The organism is Enterococcus rotai (assembly GCF_001465345.1).
Classification (GTDB): Bacteria; Bacillota; Bacilli; order Lactobacillales; family Enterococcaceae; genus Enterococcus_L; species Enterococcus_L rotai.
Window position 1 is genome coordinate 155762 of the sequence record NZ_CP013655.1, and the last position, 19097, is coordinate 174858.

The window sequence follows — 19097 nt, forward strand, 5'->3', positions numbered from 1 at the left end:
CAAGAGTAACAAGTTAAGCCTTGCCACTCATTTGCTTTTTTTTCATGTGAAAATAAAAAAACCTCAGTTCCCCGAAGTTTTTTCTCACTTGTAATTATAGCACTATCCGTGCTGAAATACTAGTTTGAATTACTTAAGAATCCAACCAAATGCTGTTTGGATCACTGTGTCCATTACAAAGAATAATGCAGCAAAAATGATTGATGTTTCGATAACAACCAACGTATCCTTGCGTAATTGTTTTTTAGATGGCCAAGTCACTTGCTTCATCTCATCTTTAACACTACGTAAAAATTTCATTTGAACTCCTCCTATATCTATTTCGTCTCTTTATGTAACGTGTATTTTTGACAGTATTTACAGAATTTTTTGATTTCTAACCGTTCTCCACGTTTTCCTTCACTGACGGCTTTAGAATAGTTTCTGGAGCCACAATCTGAACAAGCAAGTGCTGATTTTTTTGTTGCCATTGTTCAACCTCCTCTATTCACAAATTTACTCAATAACATTATCACTCTTTCAGTAAAATGTCAATGGATACTCAATAAACTATGGTTTTCTAACAAATTATGTTATCATTACTTTGTTAGATGAATTTAACCTACGGGAGGTCAAACTATGTTATTAAAATCCGTTGTTATCAAAAAGAAAAATCTTACAACAGTCAATGAATCTTGTACTTTGGAAGAAGCATTAACCATCCTTGAAGATTCAGGTTATCGTTGTGTGCCGATCTTAGATGAATCGGAAAAGATTTTTAGAGGAAATATCTATAAAATGCACATCTACCGCCATAAAGCAAACGGTGGAGATATGACTTTACCAGTGACTTATTTATTAAAAAATGCAACTAAATTTATTTTTGTCAACACATCCTTTTTCAAAGTTTTCTTTACAATCAAAGAATTACCTTACATCGCAGTGTTAGATGAAAACAACTATTTTTATGGCATTTTAACGCACAGTACGTTATTGAATATTCTCGCTCAATCTTGGAATATTGAACGTGGTAGTTATGTTTTAACAATTGCTACAACAGGTAAACAAGGCGATCTTGCAGCTATGACAAAAATCATTGCGAAACATAGTAGTATCGCCAGCTGTATCACACTTGATATCGGTGAAGATGAATTTATCCGCCGTACCTTGATTACTTTACCTGCTGAGACATCTGAAGAAACCTGTGCAGTGATTGTTGAGAATTTAGAGCGTAAAAATCTTAAAGTTGTTGAAATCGAAGATTTACAAGCGAACGCTGAATAATAAAAAAAAAAGAAGTCTTTCGAGTGAAAGGCTTCTTTTTTCTATTACCGTTCTTCTCCAATGATCCGAACTTCCGTTTCCAAGACAACATCAAATTTTTCTTTGATCACTTGTTGAATATGGGCAATCAATTCCACATAATCAGTCGCCGTAGCATGATCGATATTCACGATAAAACCGGCATGTTTTTCTGAAATTTGAGCACCGCCCCATTTCAATCCTTGTAACCCAGCATCCTGAATTAATTTCCCAGTAAAATGTCCTTCTGGACGTTTAAAGACGCTACCACAAGACGGGTATTCTAATGGTTGTTTCGATTCTCTAAGTTCAGTCAATTCGTCCATTTGGCTCTTGATTACACTGGACTCGCCTTTTTCTAAAGAAAAAGTTGCTTCTAAAACAATACAGTGCATTTTTTGAATTGTACTGTGACGATATGAAAAGTACATCTCTTCATTCTTCAATGTTTTGATGGTTCCATCTTCTAACAAAACATCTACACTTGTGAAGACATCTTTGATTTCTCCGCCATAAGCTCCAGCGTTCATATAGACTGCTCCACCGATACTGCCTGGGATACCACAAGCAAATTCAAAACCAGTCAAATCATGATCTAGTGCAACATACGTTGTATCAATCAATTTTGCTCCAGCTTCAACAATGATTTGATTTTCTTGAACGGTAATTTGTTTCATGTTCTCTAACATAATCACCATACCGCGAATACCGCCATCACGTACGATTAAATTACTCGCATTCCCCAAAACAAGCCAAGGAATATCGTGTCCACGGCAATATTCAACTAAGGCCGTTACTTCAGCTTTTGATTTTGGAAAAGCCAAGACATCAACAGGCCCGCCAGTTTTAGTAAACGTAAAATTCATCAAAGGTTCATCAAATAGTAAAGTTATCTCGGTTAAGTCATTCATCATTTCAATTTTATTCATCGAAAGTCGTTCCTTTCTTTCAAACATCCTATTTATTCTAGCATGTCAAAGAGAAACTTTCTAGTCTGAGTCTATAAAATATGTTCTTGATGCTTGCGCAACATTTGCGCGCAAAGCTCATGACTAGTAAAGATTTTTTCTTGTTTTAACTGTGTCCCATCATTTGTTTGAACTGCTGTGATAAATTCCACCACCATTTGTTCAAAGCCTCGTTTCTCTAAAGTCGTTGCCCAATCACCGAAGTTTTTTAGTTGGGTTCCAAATTGATTTTGGAGCGCGAAATCAGTCAGATTCTCTAAAACAAAGGTTCCATCTGGACTTGTTAACTGATATGTCTCAGTGTTTGCGCCAGCGTAAAGGTTCATAGAAGCAATCGCTGTTGTTGTTGCTGTTTCAACTTGGAGAAACGCTCTTTTTAACAGATTATTTTCCTCGATGATTTTTGTTTGGACATGTCGAATATCATCATCGAGTAGATAAACAAGTGTATCAGCAACATGTAAAAATAAATCATAGATCACAAAATTAGCTGAAGACTCTGAAGCTACTCGATTTTTTTGGATCAATAGCATATTTTTATTTTCAACAGCTTTTAATTCTGCCACAAATGGTGCAAAGCGACGATTAAAACCGACCATTAAAAGTAGTTTTTTTTCTGCTGCTAGTGTTTGAATTTCTTTGACTTCAGCTAAGTTTTCACTTAGAGGTTTATCGACAAAAACATGGATACCAGCTTCAAGTAATTGTTTGACAAGTTGCCCGTGAACGTTAGTTGCAGCATGAACAAAGCAAGCAGATATTCCAGCTTGAATCAATTCTTCTGTAGAAGACACCATTTCATTGAATCCGTATTTTTCACTGATTTCTTTGCGGGTTTGTTCATTTCTGGTAGATAAAATAAAGGTTGCTTGATCTCTTAGTTGAGAATATACAGGTAAATAGGCTTTTTGTGCGATATTTCCAAGGCCGATAACACCGATTTTCATAAGAATTCTCCTCGTTCAATACATTATTTTTTATTACAATCTTTAATTAACTTTTTTCCATTAAACCACTAGATACCTTTTTTACTCCTAATAAAATTGCGGCCGTCACTAGAATAATCGGACTGAGGTTTAGTGGGAAAAACAGCATCATAAATATGCCAACTGGCAATGGTGACTTTATAATTGCGATAGCAATACTAGTACTCACGATAGCAACAATCAATAAGCGGTCTGTTTGAGGGAATAACTGCGATACAGCAAACCCTTGAATGATCGCTGAAAAGACAATTGGAAAGATATCGCCTCCGATCCAGCCTGTATTGAGACATATTTGCAAGAACAATAATTTAAGCAACGCAATCAGTGTCAGTACCAGAAATGAAGCTTGGCTCCCTACAAATGGTGCAAGTGACAGTGATAGTTGCCCTGAAAAAAGTAAATTGGGGACAAAAACACCAATTAAAAAGATTGAGAGCGAGCCTATTAATGCTTTACGAACCGGAAACTCATGCCAAAAATCTAAGTGTTTTTTTAAGAATTCAGTAAAAAGACTATAGCCTTTCCCAAATAACAACCCAAATACAACTAATGGTAAGCCTATCCACAACTCTGACCAAGTCCAATGAGACTCCCCCATTTTAGAAATAAAAGAGGGTTGCCCTGTCATTTTCATTAATAGAAAAAAAGAGACTAAACCATTCACGATAAACAATAAATAAAAAATCTTTTTTTTCAACTTCTGACGTTCACTTATAACTCTTTTTTCATCATAGGTCAGTAAATGTTTATGAGGACTCAACAAGCGTGCTGCACGATTTCGCACAGATAATCCTTTCAACTCGTCATAGTGAAAGTAATAATAACGCAGTTTATCTGCTTGCCAGACCGAAAAGTAAATCACTGCACTTAATAAGCCCGCTTCTGGTCCTACACCTGCACCAAAAACTAATACAATCAATGCAATCCCTAAACTTTGAAAGACAGTACTATAATCCAGTGTTTTATTTTGCTTTAACTCTGTCATTGAATCATGAACAGTATGAGGTAAATTTCCCCATTTTTTTCGGGAAATTCCTAGCAGACAGCCGCCAACGAAAGTAATTCCTAAAATATAAAAAACGCGGAAATGGTTATCTGGTGCAACCAAGTCCCAAAGCAATTCAGAGCCTATTCCTTCCAATCTTAAAAAAATAAAGGAGATCAGCCCAATAATGCTACTCAATACAATACCATAAATCAACAAGCTTAATTCTTTTACATTTAGCTTCATAAATTCGTTCATTCCATTCTAGAAAATCATTGATATTTTCGGTTCTTCCCTATAACTTTATCATAAATCTAAATACCTGAACACATTTATGATGATCCGTGATTAGAAACAGAAACTTGTCAATCTACACAATAAAAAAGACTGATCCACTCCCACAGAAAATAAGAGAAGAATCCTAAAAATTGAAACTATTTATGTTAAACTATTCTAAAGACTGTTTGACAAAACCAGTAATCGTATAAAAGTTGAAAGAGGGTTATCATTATGAAATGTATCTCGTGGAATGTTAACGGCTTACGTGCTGTTGTTAAGAAAAATTTTATGGAAGTATTTAATGAATTAGATGCAGATTTTTTCTGCTTACAAGAAACCAAATTACAAGAAGGACAAATTGATTTAGATTTACCTGGCTACTATCAATATTGGAACTATGCTGAGAAAAAGGGCTACTCGGGTACTGCAATTTTTGCTAAAGAAGAAGCGATTAGTGTTCGATATGGTATGGATCTTGAGGAACATGATCAAGAAGGCCGTCTGATCACATTAGAATATCCTAACTTCTTTATGATCACCTGTTATACGCCTAATTCACAAAATGAACTAAAACGTTTGGATTACCGCATGACTTGGGAAGACGCTTTTCGTGCGTATTTAAACGAATTAAGTAAAGAAAAACCAGTGATTCTATGTGGTGACCTAAATGTTGCCCATCAAAATATTGATTTAAAAAATTGGAAAACGAATCAAAAAAATGCCGGATTCACACCAGAAGAACGGGCGAAGTTCACAGAATTATTGGATAGTGGTTTTATTGATACCTATCGCCATTTTTATCCTGATCAAGAAGGCGTTTATTCTTGGTGGAGCTATCGTTTTAATGCTCGGAAGAATAATGCTGGATGGAGAATCGATTATTTTGTCGTTTCTGATGTTTTGAAAGAGGCTTTAACCAGTGCGAAGATCCATACTGAGATTACTGGTAGTGATCATTGTCCGGTTGAGGTTGATTTAACGATTGCTTAACGAGAGAGGATGTTTCTCTCGTTTTTCATTTAATTTCTGTTAACATTTTAGAATTAGGCTTACTATCTGCCATTTATTTTGATATACTGCATGTATGAATTAATTTAGAACTGAAAGGGATAATGAACATGAATTTTTATTCCATAGACTTTGAAACAGCTAGTTATGCCAAGCATAGCGCTTGTTCTGTCGCATTAGTAAAGGTAGAAAATAATAAAATCGTTGATGAATATTATTCTCTAATTAAACCAGAAACAGATTTTTTCTGGAAAAATATTCAAATCCATGGTATCAAGCCAGAAGATGTCGTTGATGCGCCAAAGTTTCCTGATGTTTGGCGTCAAATCCAATCTTGTTTCAAACCAAATAGTTTAGTGGTTGCTCATAACGCCCCCTTTGACTGTGGTGTTTTAGCAGGTTGTTTGGATTATTATGGTATCGCTCAGCCGAATTACCTTTCGTTATGTACAGTGAAAACTAGCCGTAAATTATTTCCAGAACTCCCTAACCACAAGTTAAATACTATTTGTGAAAATCTAAATATCCAATTAGACAATCACCATGATGCTTTGGAAGATAGTCGGGCATGTGCTGAAATTTTATTGTATCAAGAAAAACATTTTGGAGTAGAACCACTGAAGAAACTTGTCACGATAAAATAGTTAGGATTTAATTATTACAGACGCTATCTGCAGCTTTGCATCATTTCAGATAGCGTTTTTTGTAAATATATTAATAAGAAAAAGCGCGGCGGATCTATTGTTCGAAAAAGCAAAAAATTTAACCCTACTATTAACAAAATGAGACCGCGAAAAACCTGATCAACAGTTTTCTCACGGTCTTTTAAATTTGGATAGATACCTTCGTATTTTTTCTATTCATCTATACATACTGATGTGTTCTCTTATTCTACAATGTGTAGCAAAATAAATAACTTTTGTCTCAAAATATCAATTACCGAGCAGACAACATATACTGAAATAATAATTAGCGCAGAAGTCCAAACTAAATTTATCCCATAGTATGGAGCTTTGAATACTGTTAACTCTTTCCATAGAAAATGGCGAACATAACTATTATCATGTATCAGGTAAACTCCTAATGTTGCAGAACCCAATAAGTTCACCACAGGTATAGAACCAATATCCCAATTCTTGACTCCACAAAAAAGCAAGATTGCCAAAAGAAGATAAAGAGGACTTTGCATGTCCATTATTAGACCTTTAGAAAGTGCATTTTCACTTTGATGATTGTAAACAGCAAGTAATATAATCAGAAAAACTATAATCAGAAAAACAACAGCACCTTTTATAAAATAACTTTTAGCACTCTTAGTAAATGATTCAGGATATATCTTTATATAGGCAGCAATAAAATAAATAAACAAAAACCACATACCACTTTCAACAGCACCGTAATTAGCTACTAACAATGATATAACTGGCTTAATTGATAGAAATACAAAAAAAACTATTAAAAGAGACAAATGTTGCTTCTTGTTCATATTCTCCACTAAGATATTTAAGAATGGTGACAAGCAGTATAATAGCACATAAGAACTAATGAACCAATATTGTTGAAACACAATGGGAAAACTTGCTAAAATAGTATTTTTAACGTTCAAGATAGAATGATCTTTTCCAAAAAAAGCAAAAATCAAAAAAATACTTATTGAGTAAAAAAACACTTGTAACCATAAATGTAGTAATTTTTTTGGTTTAAATACTTTATTCACTAAAAAGTATCCACTAATCAATAAAAAACAATTTACTCCAAATTTCCCTGCCGATTCAATAATATCAAGAAAAATTGGCTTCATACCTAATTTTTCTCCAAAATTCCAGTCTGAATGAAGAACATAATGATGCATTATAATCACAAATGCACTTAATATCCGAAAAAATTCAAAATTTGATTTTCTAACTTTCATATATCCTATACCTAACTCCCCTATTTTTTAAAAAATATATACTTTAATGTATTATACTAGACTTGTTAAGTAATTAAACTACTTTATCAAATAATCACTAAAAAGTCTTTCGTATTAACTTTCAATACGGAAGACTTTTCTTTATTTCTCTAAAATTTCAACAATTTCATCCATATTTTTAGAACCAAAGACAATTTCCTGATCATCAATGATCATCGCAGGAACGCTCATGATTTTCTTCTCTGTTTTCAGTTCTGGGAAAACACCGATATCGATCATTTCAGCTTCAACATTATGATTGATTGAAGCAATCCGTTGACAGGCCGCTACCACATCTGGGCAATAGTGACAGGTCAATGACACGAAAATCTGTACTTTCTTTTTAGGTAATGCTTTGATTTTATTTACGACAGGCTCTTCTATTGGCTGTCCAGCGCCTCCCACATTGTAGACCGCTAAAACAATTGAGTTGACTTCATGACCACTCGGAATTCCGCTAAACTTGATTCCAGTGTATTCACCTTGATCATTTAAGACAACTACACTTGGTAATTTATCAATACCATATTTTGCTTCTACGTCTGTACCTTTTTGAACGGTTTCCAATAAAATCTTCTCACTCAATGACGCAAACTCTGTTAGAAAAGAATTCAATTCTAGCGATTTTTCTTCGCTGCTATCCATAACTTGTAATAAGGTAACATTCTTCGTTAATTTACCAAAAATACCACCTAATTGTTCTCTCATTGCGTCAGGGAACCAAGTGTTATTGCCGCTTGTCGCTTTAGCAGGTTTCTTCTCTGCTTTTGGTTGAGCTTCTTTATTTTCAGCATGTTGCTTCGCTAAACGTTTTTCCATACGCTCATTGACGATTGGCAAACCAGCTTTTGTTTTTTCTTCTGTGATATATTTTTGTGCATTCGTCGCAGCAATTGCGCCATCTGCTACAGCTGTAACGATTTGACGGAGTTCTTTGATTCGTAAGTCCCCAGCTGCATATACTCCAGGTACATTGGTTTCCATATTTTCATTCGTAGGGACATAGCCACGATCTAATTCGACTTTGCCTTCAAAAATCTCAGTACTTGGTTTATTTCCTGCAAAAACAAACATCCCAAAAGTACTGTCAGCTGGTGCTTCGTAAGTCGTTTCTTCGCCTGTTTCATTGTTGACAAAGACCGCTTTACGAACAAAGTCATCACCTGTAATTTCTTTGACTTCTGTATTGTAGATGATCTTGATATCTGGATGCTGTTTGGCTGCTTCTGCTGTTAATTTGGCACAAGTAAAATCTGGTTCACGAATGATCATTGTGACTGATTTACCATAACGAGTTAAATAAACTGCTTCTTCAGCTGCTGCATAACCACCGCCAAGTACGAAAATATCTAATCCTTGGAAGAATTCACCATCACAGGTTGAACAATAGGCAATGCCGCGGCCTGTAAATTCAACTTCACCAGGGAAACCAATTTTGCGTGCAGAAGCTCCTGTTGCAATGATCACAGCATAAGCTTGATAGGTTTTAGTCGCAGACTTGACCGTTTTAACTGTTTGGCTTAAATCAACATCGATGATTTCATCTGTTGTAAATTCAACACCAAAATCCAGGGCTTGTAAACGCATGTCTTCCATCAATTCAGGACCAGTTGTTGCTCGAATCGCTGGATAGTTCACGATTTCAGAAGTCGTCGTTACTTGTCCGCCGATCTTGTCTTTTTCGATGATCAATGTATCTAACATTGCACGACCTGCATAAATTCCCGCTGATAAAGCAGCTGACCCGCCGCCAATTACGATCAAATCATAAATTTCTTGACTCATGTATGTTCTCCTTTTGTACATCTATTATTTTGATCTATAAATTTTAAGAAAGACTCCCCTAAAAAAGGAAGTCTTACAGTAGTCTATTTAATGGTTTAGATTTTACCAACTAAGTCTAAACTTGGTGCGATTGTTTCTTCGCCTGGTTTCCAGTTTGCTGGACAAACTTTATCGCCGTGTTCTGCTACAAATTGAGAGGCTTCTAATTTACGAACTAACTCATCAGCGTTACGGCCGATTCCCATGTCATTGATTTCGTAAGATTTAATTTCGCCTTCTGGGCTAACGATAAATGTTCCACGGTATGCTTGACCTAAATCTTCATTTAAAACGCCAAAGAAACGAGCAATTTTACCATTTGGATCAGCTAACATTGGGTACTTGATTTTACCAATCGTATCTGTCGCATCCGCCCAAGCTTTATGAACAAAATGGCTATCTTCTGATACTGAGTATACTTCACAGTTCAACTCTTTTAGGTGGTCATAATGATCTTGCATGTCGCCAAGTTCTGTTGGACAAACAAATGAAAAGTCAGCTGGATAGAAGAAGAAAATACTCCATTTACCTAATACGTCTGCTGTTGATACTTTGATGAAGTCTCCATCTTGATAGGCGTCACATTCGAAATCTAATAGTTTTGTGTTAATTAAGTTCATCTACATATTCCTCCTAATTTTTAAAAGCTAGCCTGTGTAGCTAGACATTTTTCTACACTCTTAGCGTATCAATTTAAAATTATTATGTCAATAGAATTATTATAGTTTAGTTATTTTATTTTTGCTATTTTCGGCTTTTCTTTGAGAAAATAGCTCTTTCATTCTCATTAAGCAAAAAAACAATCGTTTTTACTTGTCTGATTATACTTACATCATAAAATGAAAACAGAACAAAGACAAGAGTCTTTATCCTATTTCATTTTCATTCTATTCTACCAAAAAAAATCTTTCAATAATTGAACGACTTTCTGATTTTCAACTAACTCGCTGTGACTTGTATTTTCTCCTTCGATCAACACTTCCTGATATTCCGCTACTTGATCCTGATAAATGTACCTTCCAGAAAAGACGCTTTGCACAGGAACGGTATTATCAGATGCCGTATCATCAACCTCTCCAGCAATATTCAACATCTCAATTGTATCAGGGATATTTTCTAGATTCGTTAAATAGCCTTCAAGTAGGTCGCTAGTTTCTTTTAGTTGGGTAAATGAAGTCACCGCTTCATTATATTTTTTTGACGTATCATTATAAGGCGTTCCTAGTGTGATTAGTTTGGCTAATTCAGGGTCACCAGTTTGTTGAAATTCTTCCAGATAAGAGGTAATGACTAATCCGCCATTGGAGTGCCCTAAGTAATTGTATGTTTCAAATGAGTATTTTTCTTGGATATAATGTAATGCTAATTGATACCATTTTCCTTGAACGGGTAGTGTCTCATCACTACTGTCTTCAAACGCGATCACGATGATAGGATGTTCTGCGGTACTTGTTAATTTTCCTTTAGAGGAAACCGTTCCGTCTGTTGCTACGGTCACTTTTAACACGTCAGCTTTTGAATCTAAGGCTTTGATCAAGCCATTGAATCGATTCACTGTCCCATTTGTGCCTGGAACAAAAATCGTTGGCGTTTGAATTGCCACGGGGTCGCTTGTTGATGTAAATTTTTCGGCGAATGCCGTTAGGCTTTTTTGAAATAGAAGAAAGAGCATTAGAATAACACCTACAATCAAAAGTATTTTAGGAATCTTTCTTTTTATGTTTTTAGTAGTATTCATGACGTTTCCCTCCTCTGATAGAGAAAGTGTACGCCTTGAAACTTAAACGAACATTAAACACAATCGAAAGAAGGATACTAAGCTTAAGAGATTAAAAATGATTCATCCATATTCTTGTCTTTGCCAAAATGCTTACCATGAACATCAATTGCTGCATGCCATTCTTTACATAAATCATGAGGAATTCCATCCGTCAAATGATTGAAGTCTTTCCGCATTTCTTCGTACGTCTTATAGGGACCAAACCCCAATCGATTAAACAAACGAATGGCATATTGATCCGCGATAAAAACATTTCGTTCAAAGATATAAAGGAGCATCGCATCTGCTGTTTCTGAGCCAACACCTTTGATCATTAACAGCTCTTTTCTTAACGCTTCAGTAGAGTAAGCACGAAATTTATCAAAATCACTATCATGGGAAATAAACCAACTGATCAATGCTTTGATATAGTTACTTTTTTGAGTGAAAAATCCTGCTGGACGGATCAGTTCTTGAAGTGTTTCTAATTCCATTTCATGAAGACTTTCTACTGTTAGATAAGGTTCCAAATTAGCCAATGCTTTATGCGCATTTTTTTCAGTCGTCTGCTGGATCAAGATCATCGAAACCCAATCAGAAATCCGATTCTCATCTTCCCACCAATATTGAAAACCGTAATGTAAGACCAAATTATTTAACACTTGAAGCTTTTCTTTATCTGATTTCAACTTTATCTACTCCTTTATCGTCACATAAAAAAACTCAGATCAAAATAATTAAATCCTGACCCAAGTTGTCTATTCGTTATTCAGTTAGTTCTCTTTCTTTTGTGATCATGATCACGCCATCACCTAACGGCAATAATGTTGAAGTCAAATCTGGATGGGTCATAACTGTCTCTAAAAATTGATTCAATTTTCTATGAATCGTTCTTTGGCTACGAGGAATTTCTTCGATTGGGTCTAAAATCGTGCCTGCTTGAAAGACATCATCCACCATCAGCACACCACCAACACGTAATAAGCGTAAGCATTCTGGTAAAAATTCGATATATTTAGATTTTGCACTGTCCATAAAAATAAAGTCATAAGGACCACTTAGTGTCGGCAAAATTTCCGCCGCTTGTCCTTCTAATAAAGTTACTTTGTCCGTTAGACCTAAACGTTCATAGGTTACTTTCGCTTTTCTGATCATTACATCAAATCGATCGATCGTCGTAACATGTCCGTCTTCCCCGACACATTGCGCCATAAGGCTAGAAGAAAAGCCGATTGCTGTCCCTATTTCTAAAATGTTCTTGGGTTTGATTTGATCTAAGAAAAATTGTAAGAACACTACTGTTTCATGGGGAATGATTGGTACTCCCGCTTCGTGAGCTTCTTCTTCGATTACGCCAAGTTCACCTTGGATTTTTTTTTGTTTATTTCGCATAAATTCAACAAGTTCTGGTTTCACAACTGGTCGATGCATCATTTCGTTGCGCACGTTATTCATCCTTCCAAAAGTCAATCATTTCTAGTTTTCACTACTAGTAATATAGCAGAAATCATTTTCGGTTAATAGCCTTTTTTAGCTGTTTTGAGAAAATAGTTTCGTTCATGTCTTTTAACAACGATGCATTCTTTTTAATCTACTACGATTTTACTAGACTTAAACTAAAAACAATCATGAAACATTTAAAGAGTATCCATTATCCTATAATGTTTTCAAATAGTTTTTTGCTTTTTGGTACAATTCAAGTTGCTGACTTTTCTTCACGAAGTTTCTCTTATTAAAACATTGATAGTTGCTTTGCCTAACTGAATTTAAAATTCCTTTGTAAAAATAGATAGATAGTAACAGCGCTTCTTGACAATCTTTGTGGATAGAAGCTAGCATTGTTTGGGCTTTTGAGTATAGTTGCTCAGCTCTTGTTGCCTCGTATTCCCATAATTCTATAAAAGAATCATTGATGGTACCTTTTTCCAACGAATCAAGTGAAACATCAAATCTTTCCATGATTTCCTTTGGAAGATAGATTCGCTGATTATTGTAGTCTTCTCCGATATCTCTTAAAATATTCGTGATCTGCATGGCTTCACCTAATTGGATTGCTTGGCTTCTTATTTCATCAGGACGATCAGAAAGAATTGGCAACAACATCAATCCGACTGATCCTGCGACATAGTAAGAATATTCTTCTAATTCAGTCTGTGTTTCAGGTTGTTGAAACGCCCAATCCATCTCTTGCCCCAATAACATATCATAAAAAGACTGTTGATTCATTTCATAGGTTTCGAATACTGGCACTAAGGCTCTCCAAAAATAACGATCTGGAATTTTCCCTGCTAAAAAGTCATCTAATTCACGTTTTAATTTGTTTAAACGATCCACATCACGGTATACATCAATGCTATCATCTGCTTCACGACAAAAAGAATAAATAGCAAAAATACTTAGTGCTTTTTGCTTTGGAAGTTTAGAAAAGGCTTTATAAAAACTTTTTGAATGATTGCGAATCGTTTCCTCACACAAAGCGAAATCTGATTCATACATTGAAAATAGTTTTGTTACGTCATCTTTTCTTTTTATCATCTTTCAACAACTCCTCCGCAGCTAACTTAGCGCTTGTTAAAACAATCGGAACTCCCGCCCCTGGATGTGTACTACTACCGCAAAAATAAAGGTTATCTGCATAATCGAATTTATTATGAGGACGATAATAGTTACTTTGTTTTAAGGTAGGTTTCAGTCCGAATGTTGCACCATTATAAGCATTAAAATTTTGCTTGAACTCTTTAGGTGTATAGAGAGATTCATAAACGATATGTTCTTCTATATCAGAGAAAATAGTTTCTTTTTTGACTAAATCGAGAACGTTTTGTCGAAATGCCTGCGTTGTTGATTCGTTCCAATCCACTCCTTGTGAGAGTTCAGGAACAGGCACCAAAATATAAACTCCTTCATGCCCTTCTGGCGCTAAACTTTCATCGATTGAAGACGGAACATAAATATAAAATGAAGGGTCATCTGGTAATTTTCCATCTTCAAAAATATCATTAATATTTTTTTCAAAATCTTCAGCAAATCGAATCGTATGAAGTGAATCCACTGGATATTTTTTATCCAGACCAAGATAAAGAATGAAACATGAACAGGAATAATCCAACTTATCAATTTTTTTATCGGTATATTTTCCTCTAGTCTTTTCATCTGGTAACAATGACTTCATTGCATAAGGAAAATCAGCATTACACACGACGTAATCACTCGGGATAATGCCCTCTTCTGTCCTGATTCCTGTTGCTTGTTTATTTTCTATGATGATTTCTTTCACAGGTGTATTAAGGTGAATCGTACCACCAAGCTCTTCAAAAGCTTTGGCCATTCCTGTAGCCAAGGTATACATCCCACCTTCAATAAACCAGATGCCATAAATTAGTTCAATCATAGGAATAATTGTATAAAGAGAAGGACCATTATAAGGAGAAACCCCTATGTAAAGAGTTTGGAAGGCTAATGCTTTCCGTAATCTTTCGTCTTTTACAAATTTTGAAATAGAACTATAGGCATCATTAAATGTGTGTAATCTAAACCCATCAATCAATGATCTCGGATTATAAAAATCCCAAAAAGAACGAAATGATTTCATGATGAAAGCCTTTTTCGCTATTTGATACCGTTTATAAATACTTGCTAAATATTCTAGATATCCTTGCATATCCTCTTCTGAAATACCTTCTAAAAGTGACGTTAAAGACACTAGATCCGAAGACATGTTTAACGTTTCTTCATTTGGAAAGTTCAAGGATAACATGGGATCAACTTTTTTCATCGGTATATATTGATCTGGGTCTTTCCCACATTGTTCAAAAACTTCACGATAAATTTCAGGCATCATCACGATGGTCGGACCTACGTCAAAGGTAAATCCTTGTTCTTTTATTTGGTACATTTTACCACCGACTTGTTCATTTTTCTCGTACAAATGAACATTATACCCTTCGTGTTGCAGACGAATAGCTGCTGCTAATCCTGCAGCTCCTGCACCAATTACTATGACTTTTTTCACTATTATACACCACCAACTCGTTTTTTTAAGTATATCCTTATCAATTGATAATGTAAATTATTTAGATTTTTTAGAAAAAAATAAAAATACACAATGATTTTTTTAGATAAAAAACAATCATTGTGTATTTTTTTCTATTGCTTAGCTTAGTATAATAAGCCGACCAAATCTTCTTTTTCAATGTTCCCAAAATATTTTTTGATATCAATCTGATCAACTGCTGCTTCGATTGCTGATTTCTCGTATTTTGTACCAGTCAAAATTTCTTCTACATCTTTGATTTCACCTAATCCAAAGAAGTCACCAAAAATTTTGATTTCTTTGATTTCACCGTCTTCCACATTCATTTGTGCATCGATTGAACCGATTGGGAAGCGTTGATGGCGTTCTAAGTTGAAAGCTGGCGATTTCCCATAATTCCAATCCCAGTTACGATAATATTCATCAGAAATTTTGTTGATTTTTTGCCAATCTTCATCTGTTAGCTCATACGTCTTTACTTGATCAACAGAGTCTACACCAAAAATTTTCAATAAGATATCTTCACGAAATTCTTCTGTCGTCATTCCTTGTTTATCTGCTGGTAAGAACGGTTTGATATTCGTTACTCGTGAACGAACGGATTTGATTCCTTTAGATTCGATTTTGTCTTTACGCACTTTTAATGTATTCACAACTTCATCAATATCGCTATCAAACATCAATGTGCCATGCGCAAACATTCTTCCTGCCGTCGCATACATCGCATTTCCTGAAAACTTCATGTCATCGATCACTAAATCGTTACGACCTTTTAACTCCGCGCCGGACACGCCCAATTCATGCAAAGCTTGAATGATTGGCTGTGTTACCTTAGCAAAGTCGCGAAAAGAATTGCCATCATCTGGCATAATAAAGCTAAAATTCAAATTCCCGTGATCATGATAGACAGCACCACCACCACTTAAACGGCGAACCACATGAATCCCATGTTCATCTACATATTCTTTATTGATTTCTTCAATCGTATTTTGATTGCGCCCAATAATAATTGATGGATCGTTGATATAAAATAATAGAATTGGCTCATCTAATGGTTTTTCTTTCAATAAATAGGTTTCAATTGCTAAATTTACTCTTGGGTCATTGTTTTCATTTGGAACAAAAATCACAGTTCACCACTCCTTAAATTTCAATAACTAAATTTTTCTCTGCTAAACAAACAGACACTTGACTTCCTGCTGCTTTTTGGGCTTGTTTCTTTAGCTCATCTAATGAGCCATGTTGAGGTAAATGAGTCAAAATCAACTTTTTGACATTTGCTGCCCTGGCAATTTCTCCTGATTCTTTTGAGGTAAAATGAGCATGATGTTTTTCATTTCCTTCAAACAAATAAGTATCTGCTAAAAAAACATCCGCATCTTGAGCAAAATCGACAAAGCTTTCCAAGTAACCAGAATCACCAGTAAAAACAAAAACTTTTCCCGTTTTTTCTTCAACAAAACGCATAGCATAGCAAGGAACAGGATGGATCGTTTTCATAAACGTCACCAGAAAAGGTCCTAATTTTAACTCTTCCGCTTCAAAATAAGGAATCGCTTTTGACACACCAGACATATTCAACGCTTCAAAATGGACACGGTCATCTGTATGTCCATAAATTGGCAAAACAGGGGTTGGCTCCATGACTGGGTACAATTGACGATAATACTGTAAAACACCTAGGTCAGCAATATGATCATAATGATAATGGGATAAAATCACTGCATCTAAATTTAACGGATCCAGATGTTCTTCCAAATTAACTAACGTTGTACTTCCAGCATCTAATAACAGCTGAAATCCATCTGATTCCAACAAATAAGAACTAGTCCCTTCGCCTTTATAAGGATAAGCACCTAAACAGCCTAAAACGGTTATTTTCACCTACTTCGACCTCCTTGATCATTCTTCACTTAATGGTAACATAAAAAAGGAGAATCCAGACAATTATTTGTACTTGTACAATAAAAAAAACAGAACAATCTACTGAAAGATCACTCTGCTTTTTTAATTTTATTCTATTACTACTGGTGCACCTTTTTCTTCACGAGCTGTATCATAAAAACTGGCAACGGCCACATCATGATAAGGAATCACCCATAATAAACCAATTCCGAAAACTAATGCCCCTACAATAAACCAGCCAATAAATGAAATTTGCAGAAGCAAATATTGTCCAAAGCGTCCTTTCATCAAGAAAAGTGCGTATTTCAGTGCATCTCCTACTGATAATTCAGGATCATCAAGTTTTACCCATACTGCAAATTGGAACACGCCACTGACAAAAACGCCGACCAAAATCATTAAAAATGCAAATATCAGTAATAATAATGCTAACAGGGTATCTCCACCCATTTGCGTTTGAAATTGATCCACAGATACAGTATTAAACATCAATCCAAAATATAAAGCAGTTCCATAAGATAAAAGTACTGGTAACAATACCACTAAATTTAAAACTAATTCAACAAGATATTGAATCAGGTTGATCAATAACATTGGCAGATAAAGCTTACCTTGAAAAATAGTTGTTAACATGCCTGCTTGAACTCTTTTGCCCCGCAGCACTTGTAAAGCACAATAGTAAGTGCCATAAGTAATTGCAAAAAACAGAAAGTTATATAGTAAAAAAGACATTATATTTGTACTTGCGCTGTCCTTTGGTAGATTCGCTACACTGCCTACCACAGAGCTAATCATAAAGCGGATAAATACAGCTAAAAATGTAATCCACGCCATGGTTCCCCATTGATTTATTAGAGCTGTTCGAGCTTGTTCTCGATGCATTGCATTTGTTATTTGACTTTTCATTTAAACTATCACCTCTTTTTTAATAACTGCGAAGCTTTCCTACCGTTTCTTTATCTAATCGCTTCACAACTTCTGTCACTAATTTTACTGTATTTAAATAATCATCCTCGTGAATCATTGATGTATGAGAATGTAGATAACGAACTGGGACTGTGATTGCTAATGATGGTATACCATTTCGAGTCAAATGCATTCTACCCGCATCCGTTCCCCCACCCGTAATCACGGTATATTGAAACGGAATATTATTCTCTTCAGCAACTTGGATGACGAAATCACGTAATTTTTTATGCGGGATCATTGAAGCATCAAAAATCAGGATTTGTGGTCCTTTCCCTAATTCAGAATCTGCTTCTTTAGGTGTCATGCCAGGAGTATCTCCAGCAGTTCCCGTATCTAGGGCAAATGCAATATCTGGATCAACAAGATGTGTACTTGTTTGAGCACCACGCAACCCAACTTCTTCTTGTACGTCACTTCCCGCAAATAAAATATTAGGATGCCCTTCAGTTGCCAAATTTTCTAAAACTCTTAGCGAAACAGCTGTACCAATACGGTTATCCCATGCTTTAGCTAGAATAAATTTCGTATCATTCATTCGGCGATATTCAATATAAGGCGTGATCATATCACCAGGTTTGATGCCCCATTCAGCCACTTGTTTATCACTAGATGCACCAATATCGATAAACATATCCGCTACATCATATGGTTGCTTTCTGGCTTCTGCAGTCAAGACGTGAGGAGGTTTTGATCCAATCACACCATGATACAAATCACCTTTACCTGTTTTAATTTGTACTTGTTGAGCTAGCATAACTTGCCCCCACCAGCCACCAAGTGTTTGGAATTTAATAAACCCTTTTTCAGTAATCTGAGTAACCATAAACCCAACTTCATCCAGATGTCCTGAAAAATAGATTTTTGGACCTTCTTTATCGCCAACACGCTTCGCAATAATACTGCCCAAACCATCATACATAATTTTATCCGCAAAAGGTTCCGCATACTTCTTAAAGACTTCCCGAACTTCCCCTTCATTACCAGGAACGCCCTTTGCATTCGTTAAGTCTATCAATAACTGTTCTTCATTTTTTTCCAAAATATTCCCTCCTAAATATAAAAGCGTAACGGACTCGTTCAGCTCTGACAGGAAAATAGGAAAAATCGATTGTGGTGCTTTTTACCACAAACTATTTTTATCTTTTTCCC

General features: G+C 35.4%; 20 protein-coding genes. 3 read left to right on the plus strand and 17 right to left on the minus strand.

Annotated features, from left to right (window positions below):
* Positions 1 to 129: 129 nt before the first annotated feature.
* Both secE and rpmG read right to left on the minus strand, forming a co-directional pair.
* On the minus strand, positions 130 to 300 hold the full coding sequence (gene secE / locus ATZ35_RS00715; protein ID WP_086278771.1) for a preprotein translocase subunit SecE: 171 nt from the start codon (positions 298 to 300) through the stop codon (positions 130 to 132).
* 17 nt (positions 301 to 317) lie between these two features.
* Complete coding sequence (gene rpmG / locus ATZ35_RS00720) at positions 318 to 470, minus strand: 50S ribosomal protein L33 (protein ID WP_010760564.1); 153 nt, start codon at positions 468 to 470, stop codon at positions 318 to 320.
* 148 nt (positions 471 to 618) lie between these two features.
* Between rpmG and cbpA the strand changes: the two genes are divergently transcribed.
* Entirely contained in the window at positions 619 to 1263 is a 645-nt protein-coding gene (gene cbpA, locus ATZ35_RS00725; protein WP_208928487.1) for a cyclic di-AMP binding protein CbpA, read from the plus strand.
* A 44-nt stretch (positions 1264 to 1307) separates the two neighbouring features.
* Here the strand turns inward: cbpA and murB are convergent, their stop codons facing one another.
* From murB to ATZ35_RS00740, 3 genes are all read right to left on the minus strand, one after another.
* Positions 1308 to 2210, minus strand: coding sequence for a UDP-N-acetylmuramate dehydrogenase (gene murB / locus ATZ35_RS00730; protein WP_208928500.1), 903 nt, complete (start codon positions 2208 to 2210; stop codon positions 1308 to 1310).
* 71 nt (positions 2211 to 2281) lie between these two features.
* Positions 2282 to 3196, minus strand: coding sequence for a Gfo/Idh/MocA family protein (locus ATZ35_RS00735; protein ID WP_208928502.1), 915 nt, complete (start codon positions 3194 to 3196; stop codon positions 2282 to 2284).
* Positions 3197 to 3242: 46 nt separating this feature from the next.
* Positions 3243 to 4466, minus strand: coding sequence for a chloride channel protein (locus ATZ35_RS00740; protein WP_244148191.1), 1224 nt, complete (start codon positions 4464 to 4466; stop codon positions 3243 to 3245).
* Positions 4467 to 4730: 264 nt separating this feature from the next.
* Here ATZ35_RS00740 and ATZ35_RS00745 point away from each other — a divergent pair, with 264 nt between their 5' ends.
* Positions 4731 to 5489, plus strand: a complete 759-nt coding sequence (locus tag ATZ35_RS00745) for an exodeoxyribonuclease III (RefSeq protein WP_208928506.1) — start codon at positions 4731 to 4733, stop codon at positions 5487 to 5489.
* Between the two features lie 128 nt (positions 5490 to 5617).
* Positions 5618 to 6151: a 3'-5' exonuclease gene (locus ATZ35_RS00750; protein ID WP_208928508.1), complete on the plus strand. Its 534-nt coding sequence runs from the start codon at positions 5618 to 5620 to the stop codon at positions 6149 to 6151.
* Positions 6152 to 6393: 242 nt separating this feature from the next.
* Here ATZ35_RS00750 and ATZ35_RS00755 read toward each other — a convergent pair whose 3' ends face one another.
* The 12 genes from ATZ35_RS00755 to ATZ35_RS00810 form a co-directional block, all read right to left on the minus strand.
* Positions 6394 to 7419 (minus strand): acyltransferase, encoded by a 1026-nt coding sequence (locus tag ATZ35_RS00755; protein ID WP_208928509.1) that lies wholly within the window; start codon positions 7417 to 7419, stop codon positions 6394 to 6396.
* Between the two features lie 141 nt (positions 7420 to 7560).
* A complete protein-coding gene (locus ATZ35_RS00760) occupies positions 7561 to 9243 on the minus strand; it encodes an FAD-dependent oxidoreductase (protein ID WP_208928512.1) in 1683 nt (560 codons plus the stop codon).
* A gap of 95 nt (positions 9244 to 9338) precedes the next feature.
* Positions 9339 to 9902, minus strand: a complete 564-nt coding sequence (gene ahpC / locus ATZ35_RS00765; protein WP_069645415.1) for an alkyl hydroperoxide reductase subunit C — start codon at positions 9900 to 9902, stop codon at positions 9339 to 9341.
* A 272-nt stretch (positions 9903 to 10174) separates the two neighbouring features.
* Positions 10175 to 11020: an alpha/beta hydrolase gene (locus ATZ35_RS00770; protein ID WP_208928515.1), complete on the minus strand. Its 846-nt coding sequence runs from the start codon at positions 11018 to 11020 to the stop codon at positions 10175 to 10177.
* An 83-nt stretch (positions 11021 to 11103) separates the two neighbouring features.
* Positions 11104 to 11730: an endonuclease III domain-containing protein gene (locus ATZ35_RS00775; protein ID WP_208928519.1), complete on the minus strand. Its 627-nt coding sequence runs from the start codon at positions 11728 to 11730 to the stop codon at positions 11104 to 11106.
* A 76-nt stretch (positions 11731 to 11806) separates the two neighbouring features.
* The gene (locus ATZ35_RS00780) at positions 11807 to 12487 is read right to left on the minus strand and encodes an O-methyltransferase (RefSeq protein ID WP_206838233.1); all 681 of its coding nucleotides are present in this window, start codon (positions 12485 to 12487) and stop codon (positions 11807 to 11809) included.
* A gap of 210 nt (positions 12488 to 12697) precedes the next feature.
* Positions 12698 to 13576, minus strand: a complete 879-nt coding sequence (locus ATZ35_RS00785) for a phytoene/squalene synthase family protein (protein ID WP_208928522.1) — start codon at positions 13574 to 13576, stop codon at positions 12698 to 12700.
* Positions 13557 to 15053 (minus strand): phytoene desaturase family protein, encoded by a 1497-nt coding sequence (locus ATZ35_RS00790; protein WP_069653390.1) that lies wholly within the window; start codon positions 15051 to 15053, stop codon positions 13557 to 13559. Before ATZ35_RS00790 ends, ATZ35_RS00785 begins: the two co-directional genes overlap by 20 nt.
* Before the next feature lie 146 nt (positions 15054 to 15199).
* Positions 15200 to 16204, minus strand: a complete 1005-nt coding sequence (gene lplA / locus ATZ35_RS00795) for a lipoate--protein ligase (protein ID WP_208928525.1) — start codon at positions 16202 to 16204, stop codon at positions 15200 to 15202.
* A gap of 13 nt (positions 16205 to 16217) precedes the next feature.
* Complete coding sequence (locus ATZ35_RS00800) at positions 16218 to 16958, minus strand: MBL fold metallo-hydrolase (RefSeq protein WP_208928528.1); 741 nt, start codon at positions 16956 to 16958, stop codon at positions 16218 to 16220.
* Positions 16959 to 17087: 129 nt separating this feature from the next.
* A complete protein-coding gene (locus tag ATZ35_RS00805; protein ID WP_208928531.1) occupies positions 17088 to 17885 on the minus strand; it encodes a DUF975 family protein in 798 nt (265 codons plus the stop codon).
* 19 nt (positions 17886 to 17904) lie between these two features.
* Complete coding sequence (locus ATZ35_RS00810; RefSeq protein ID WP_208928534.1) at positions 17905 to 18987, minus strand: M42 family metallopeptidase; 1083 nt, start codon at positions 18985 to 18987, stop codon at positions 17905 to 17907.
* Positions 18988 to 19097: the final 110 nt, after the last annotated feature.

Bases quoted from the DNA above. Each gene is read 5' to 3' on its own strand.
- secE (WP_086278771.1), bottom strand. From the start codon at position 300: ATGAAATTTTTACGTAGTGTTAAAGATGAGATGAAGCAAGTGACTTGG.
- rpmG (WP_010760564.1), bottom strand. From the start codon at position 470: ATGGCAACAAAAAAATCAGCACTTGCTTGTTCAGATTGTGGCTCCAGA.
- cbpA (WP_208928487.1), top strand. From the start codon at position 619: ATGTTATTAAAATCCGTTGTTATCAAAAAGAAAAATCTTACAACAGTC.
- murB (WP_208928500.1), bottom strand. From the start codon at position 2,210: ATGAATAAAATTGAAATGATGAATGACTTAACCGAGATAACTTTACTA.
- ATZ35_RS00735 (WP_208928502.1), bottom strand. From the start codon at position 3,196: ATGAAAATCGGTGTTATCGGCCTTGGAAATATCGCACAAAAAGCCTAT.
- ATZ35_RS00740 (WP_244148191.1), bottom strand. From the start codon at position 4,466: ATGAAGCTAAATGTAAAAGAATTAAGCTTGTTGATTTATGGTATTGTA.
- ATZ35_RS00745 (WP_208928506.1), top strand. From the start codon at position 4,731: ATGAAATGTATCTCGTGGAATGTTAACGGCTTACGTGCTGTTGTTAAG.
- ATZ35_RS00750 (WP_208928508.1), top strand. From the start codon at position 5,618: ATGAATTTTTATTCCATAGACTTTGAAACAGCTAGTTATGCCAAGCAT.
- ATZ35_RS00755 (WP_208928509.1), bottom strand. From the start codon at position 7,419: ATGAAAGTTAGAAAATCAAATTTTGAATTTTTTCGGATATTAAGTGCA.
- ATZ35_RS00760 (WP_208928512.1), bottom strand. From the start codon at position 9,243: ATGAGTCAAGAAATTTATGATTTGATCGTAATTGGCGGCGGGTCAGCT.
- ahpC (WP_069645415.1), bottom strand. From the start codon at position 9,902: ATGAACTTAATTAACACAAAACTATTAGATTTCGAATGTGACGCCTAT.
- ATZ35_RS00770 (WP_208928515.1), bottom strand. From the start codon at position 11,020: ATGAATACTACTAAAAACATAAAAAGAAAGATTCCTAAAATACTTTTG.
- ATZ35_RS00785 (WP_208928522.1), bottom strand. From the start codon at position 13,576: ATGATAAAAAGAAAAGATGACGTAACAAAACTATTTTCAATGTATGAA.
- ATZ35_RS00805 (WP_208928531.1), bottom strand. From the start codon at position 17,885: ATGAAAAGTCAAATAACAAATGCAATGCATCGAGAACAAGCTCGAACA.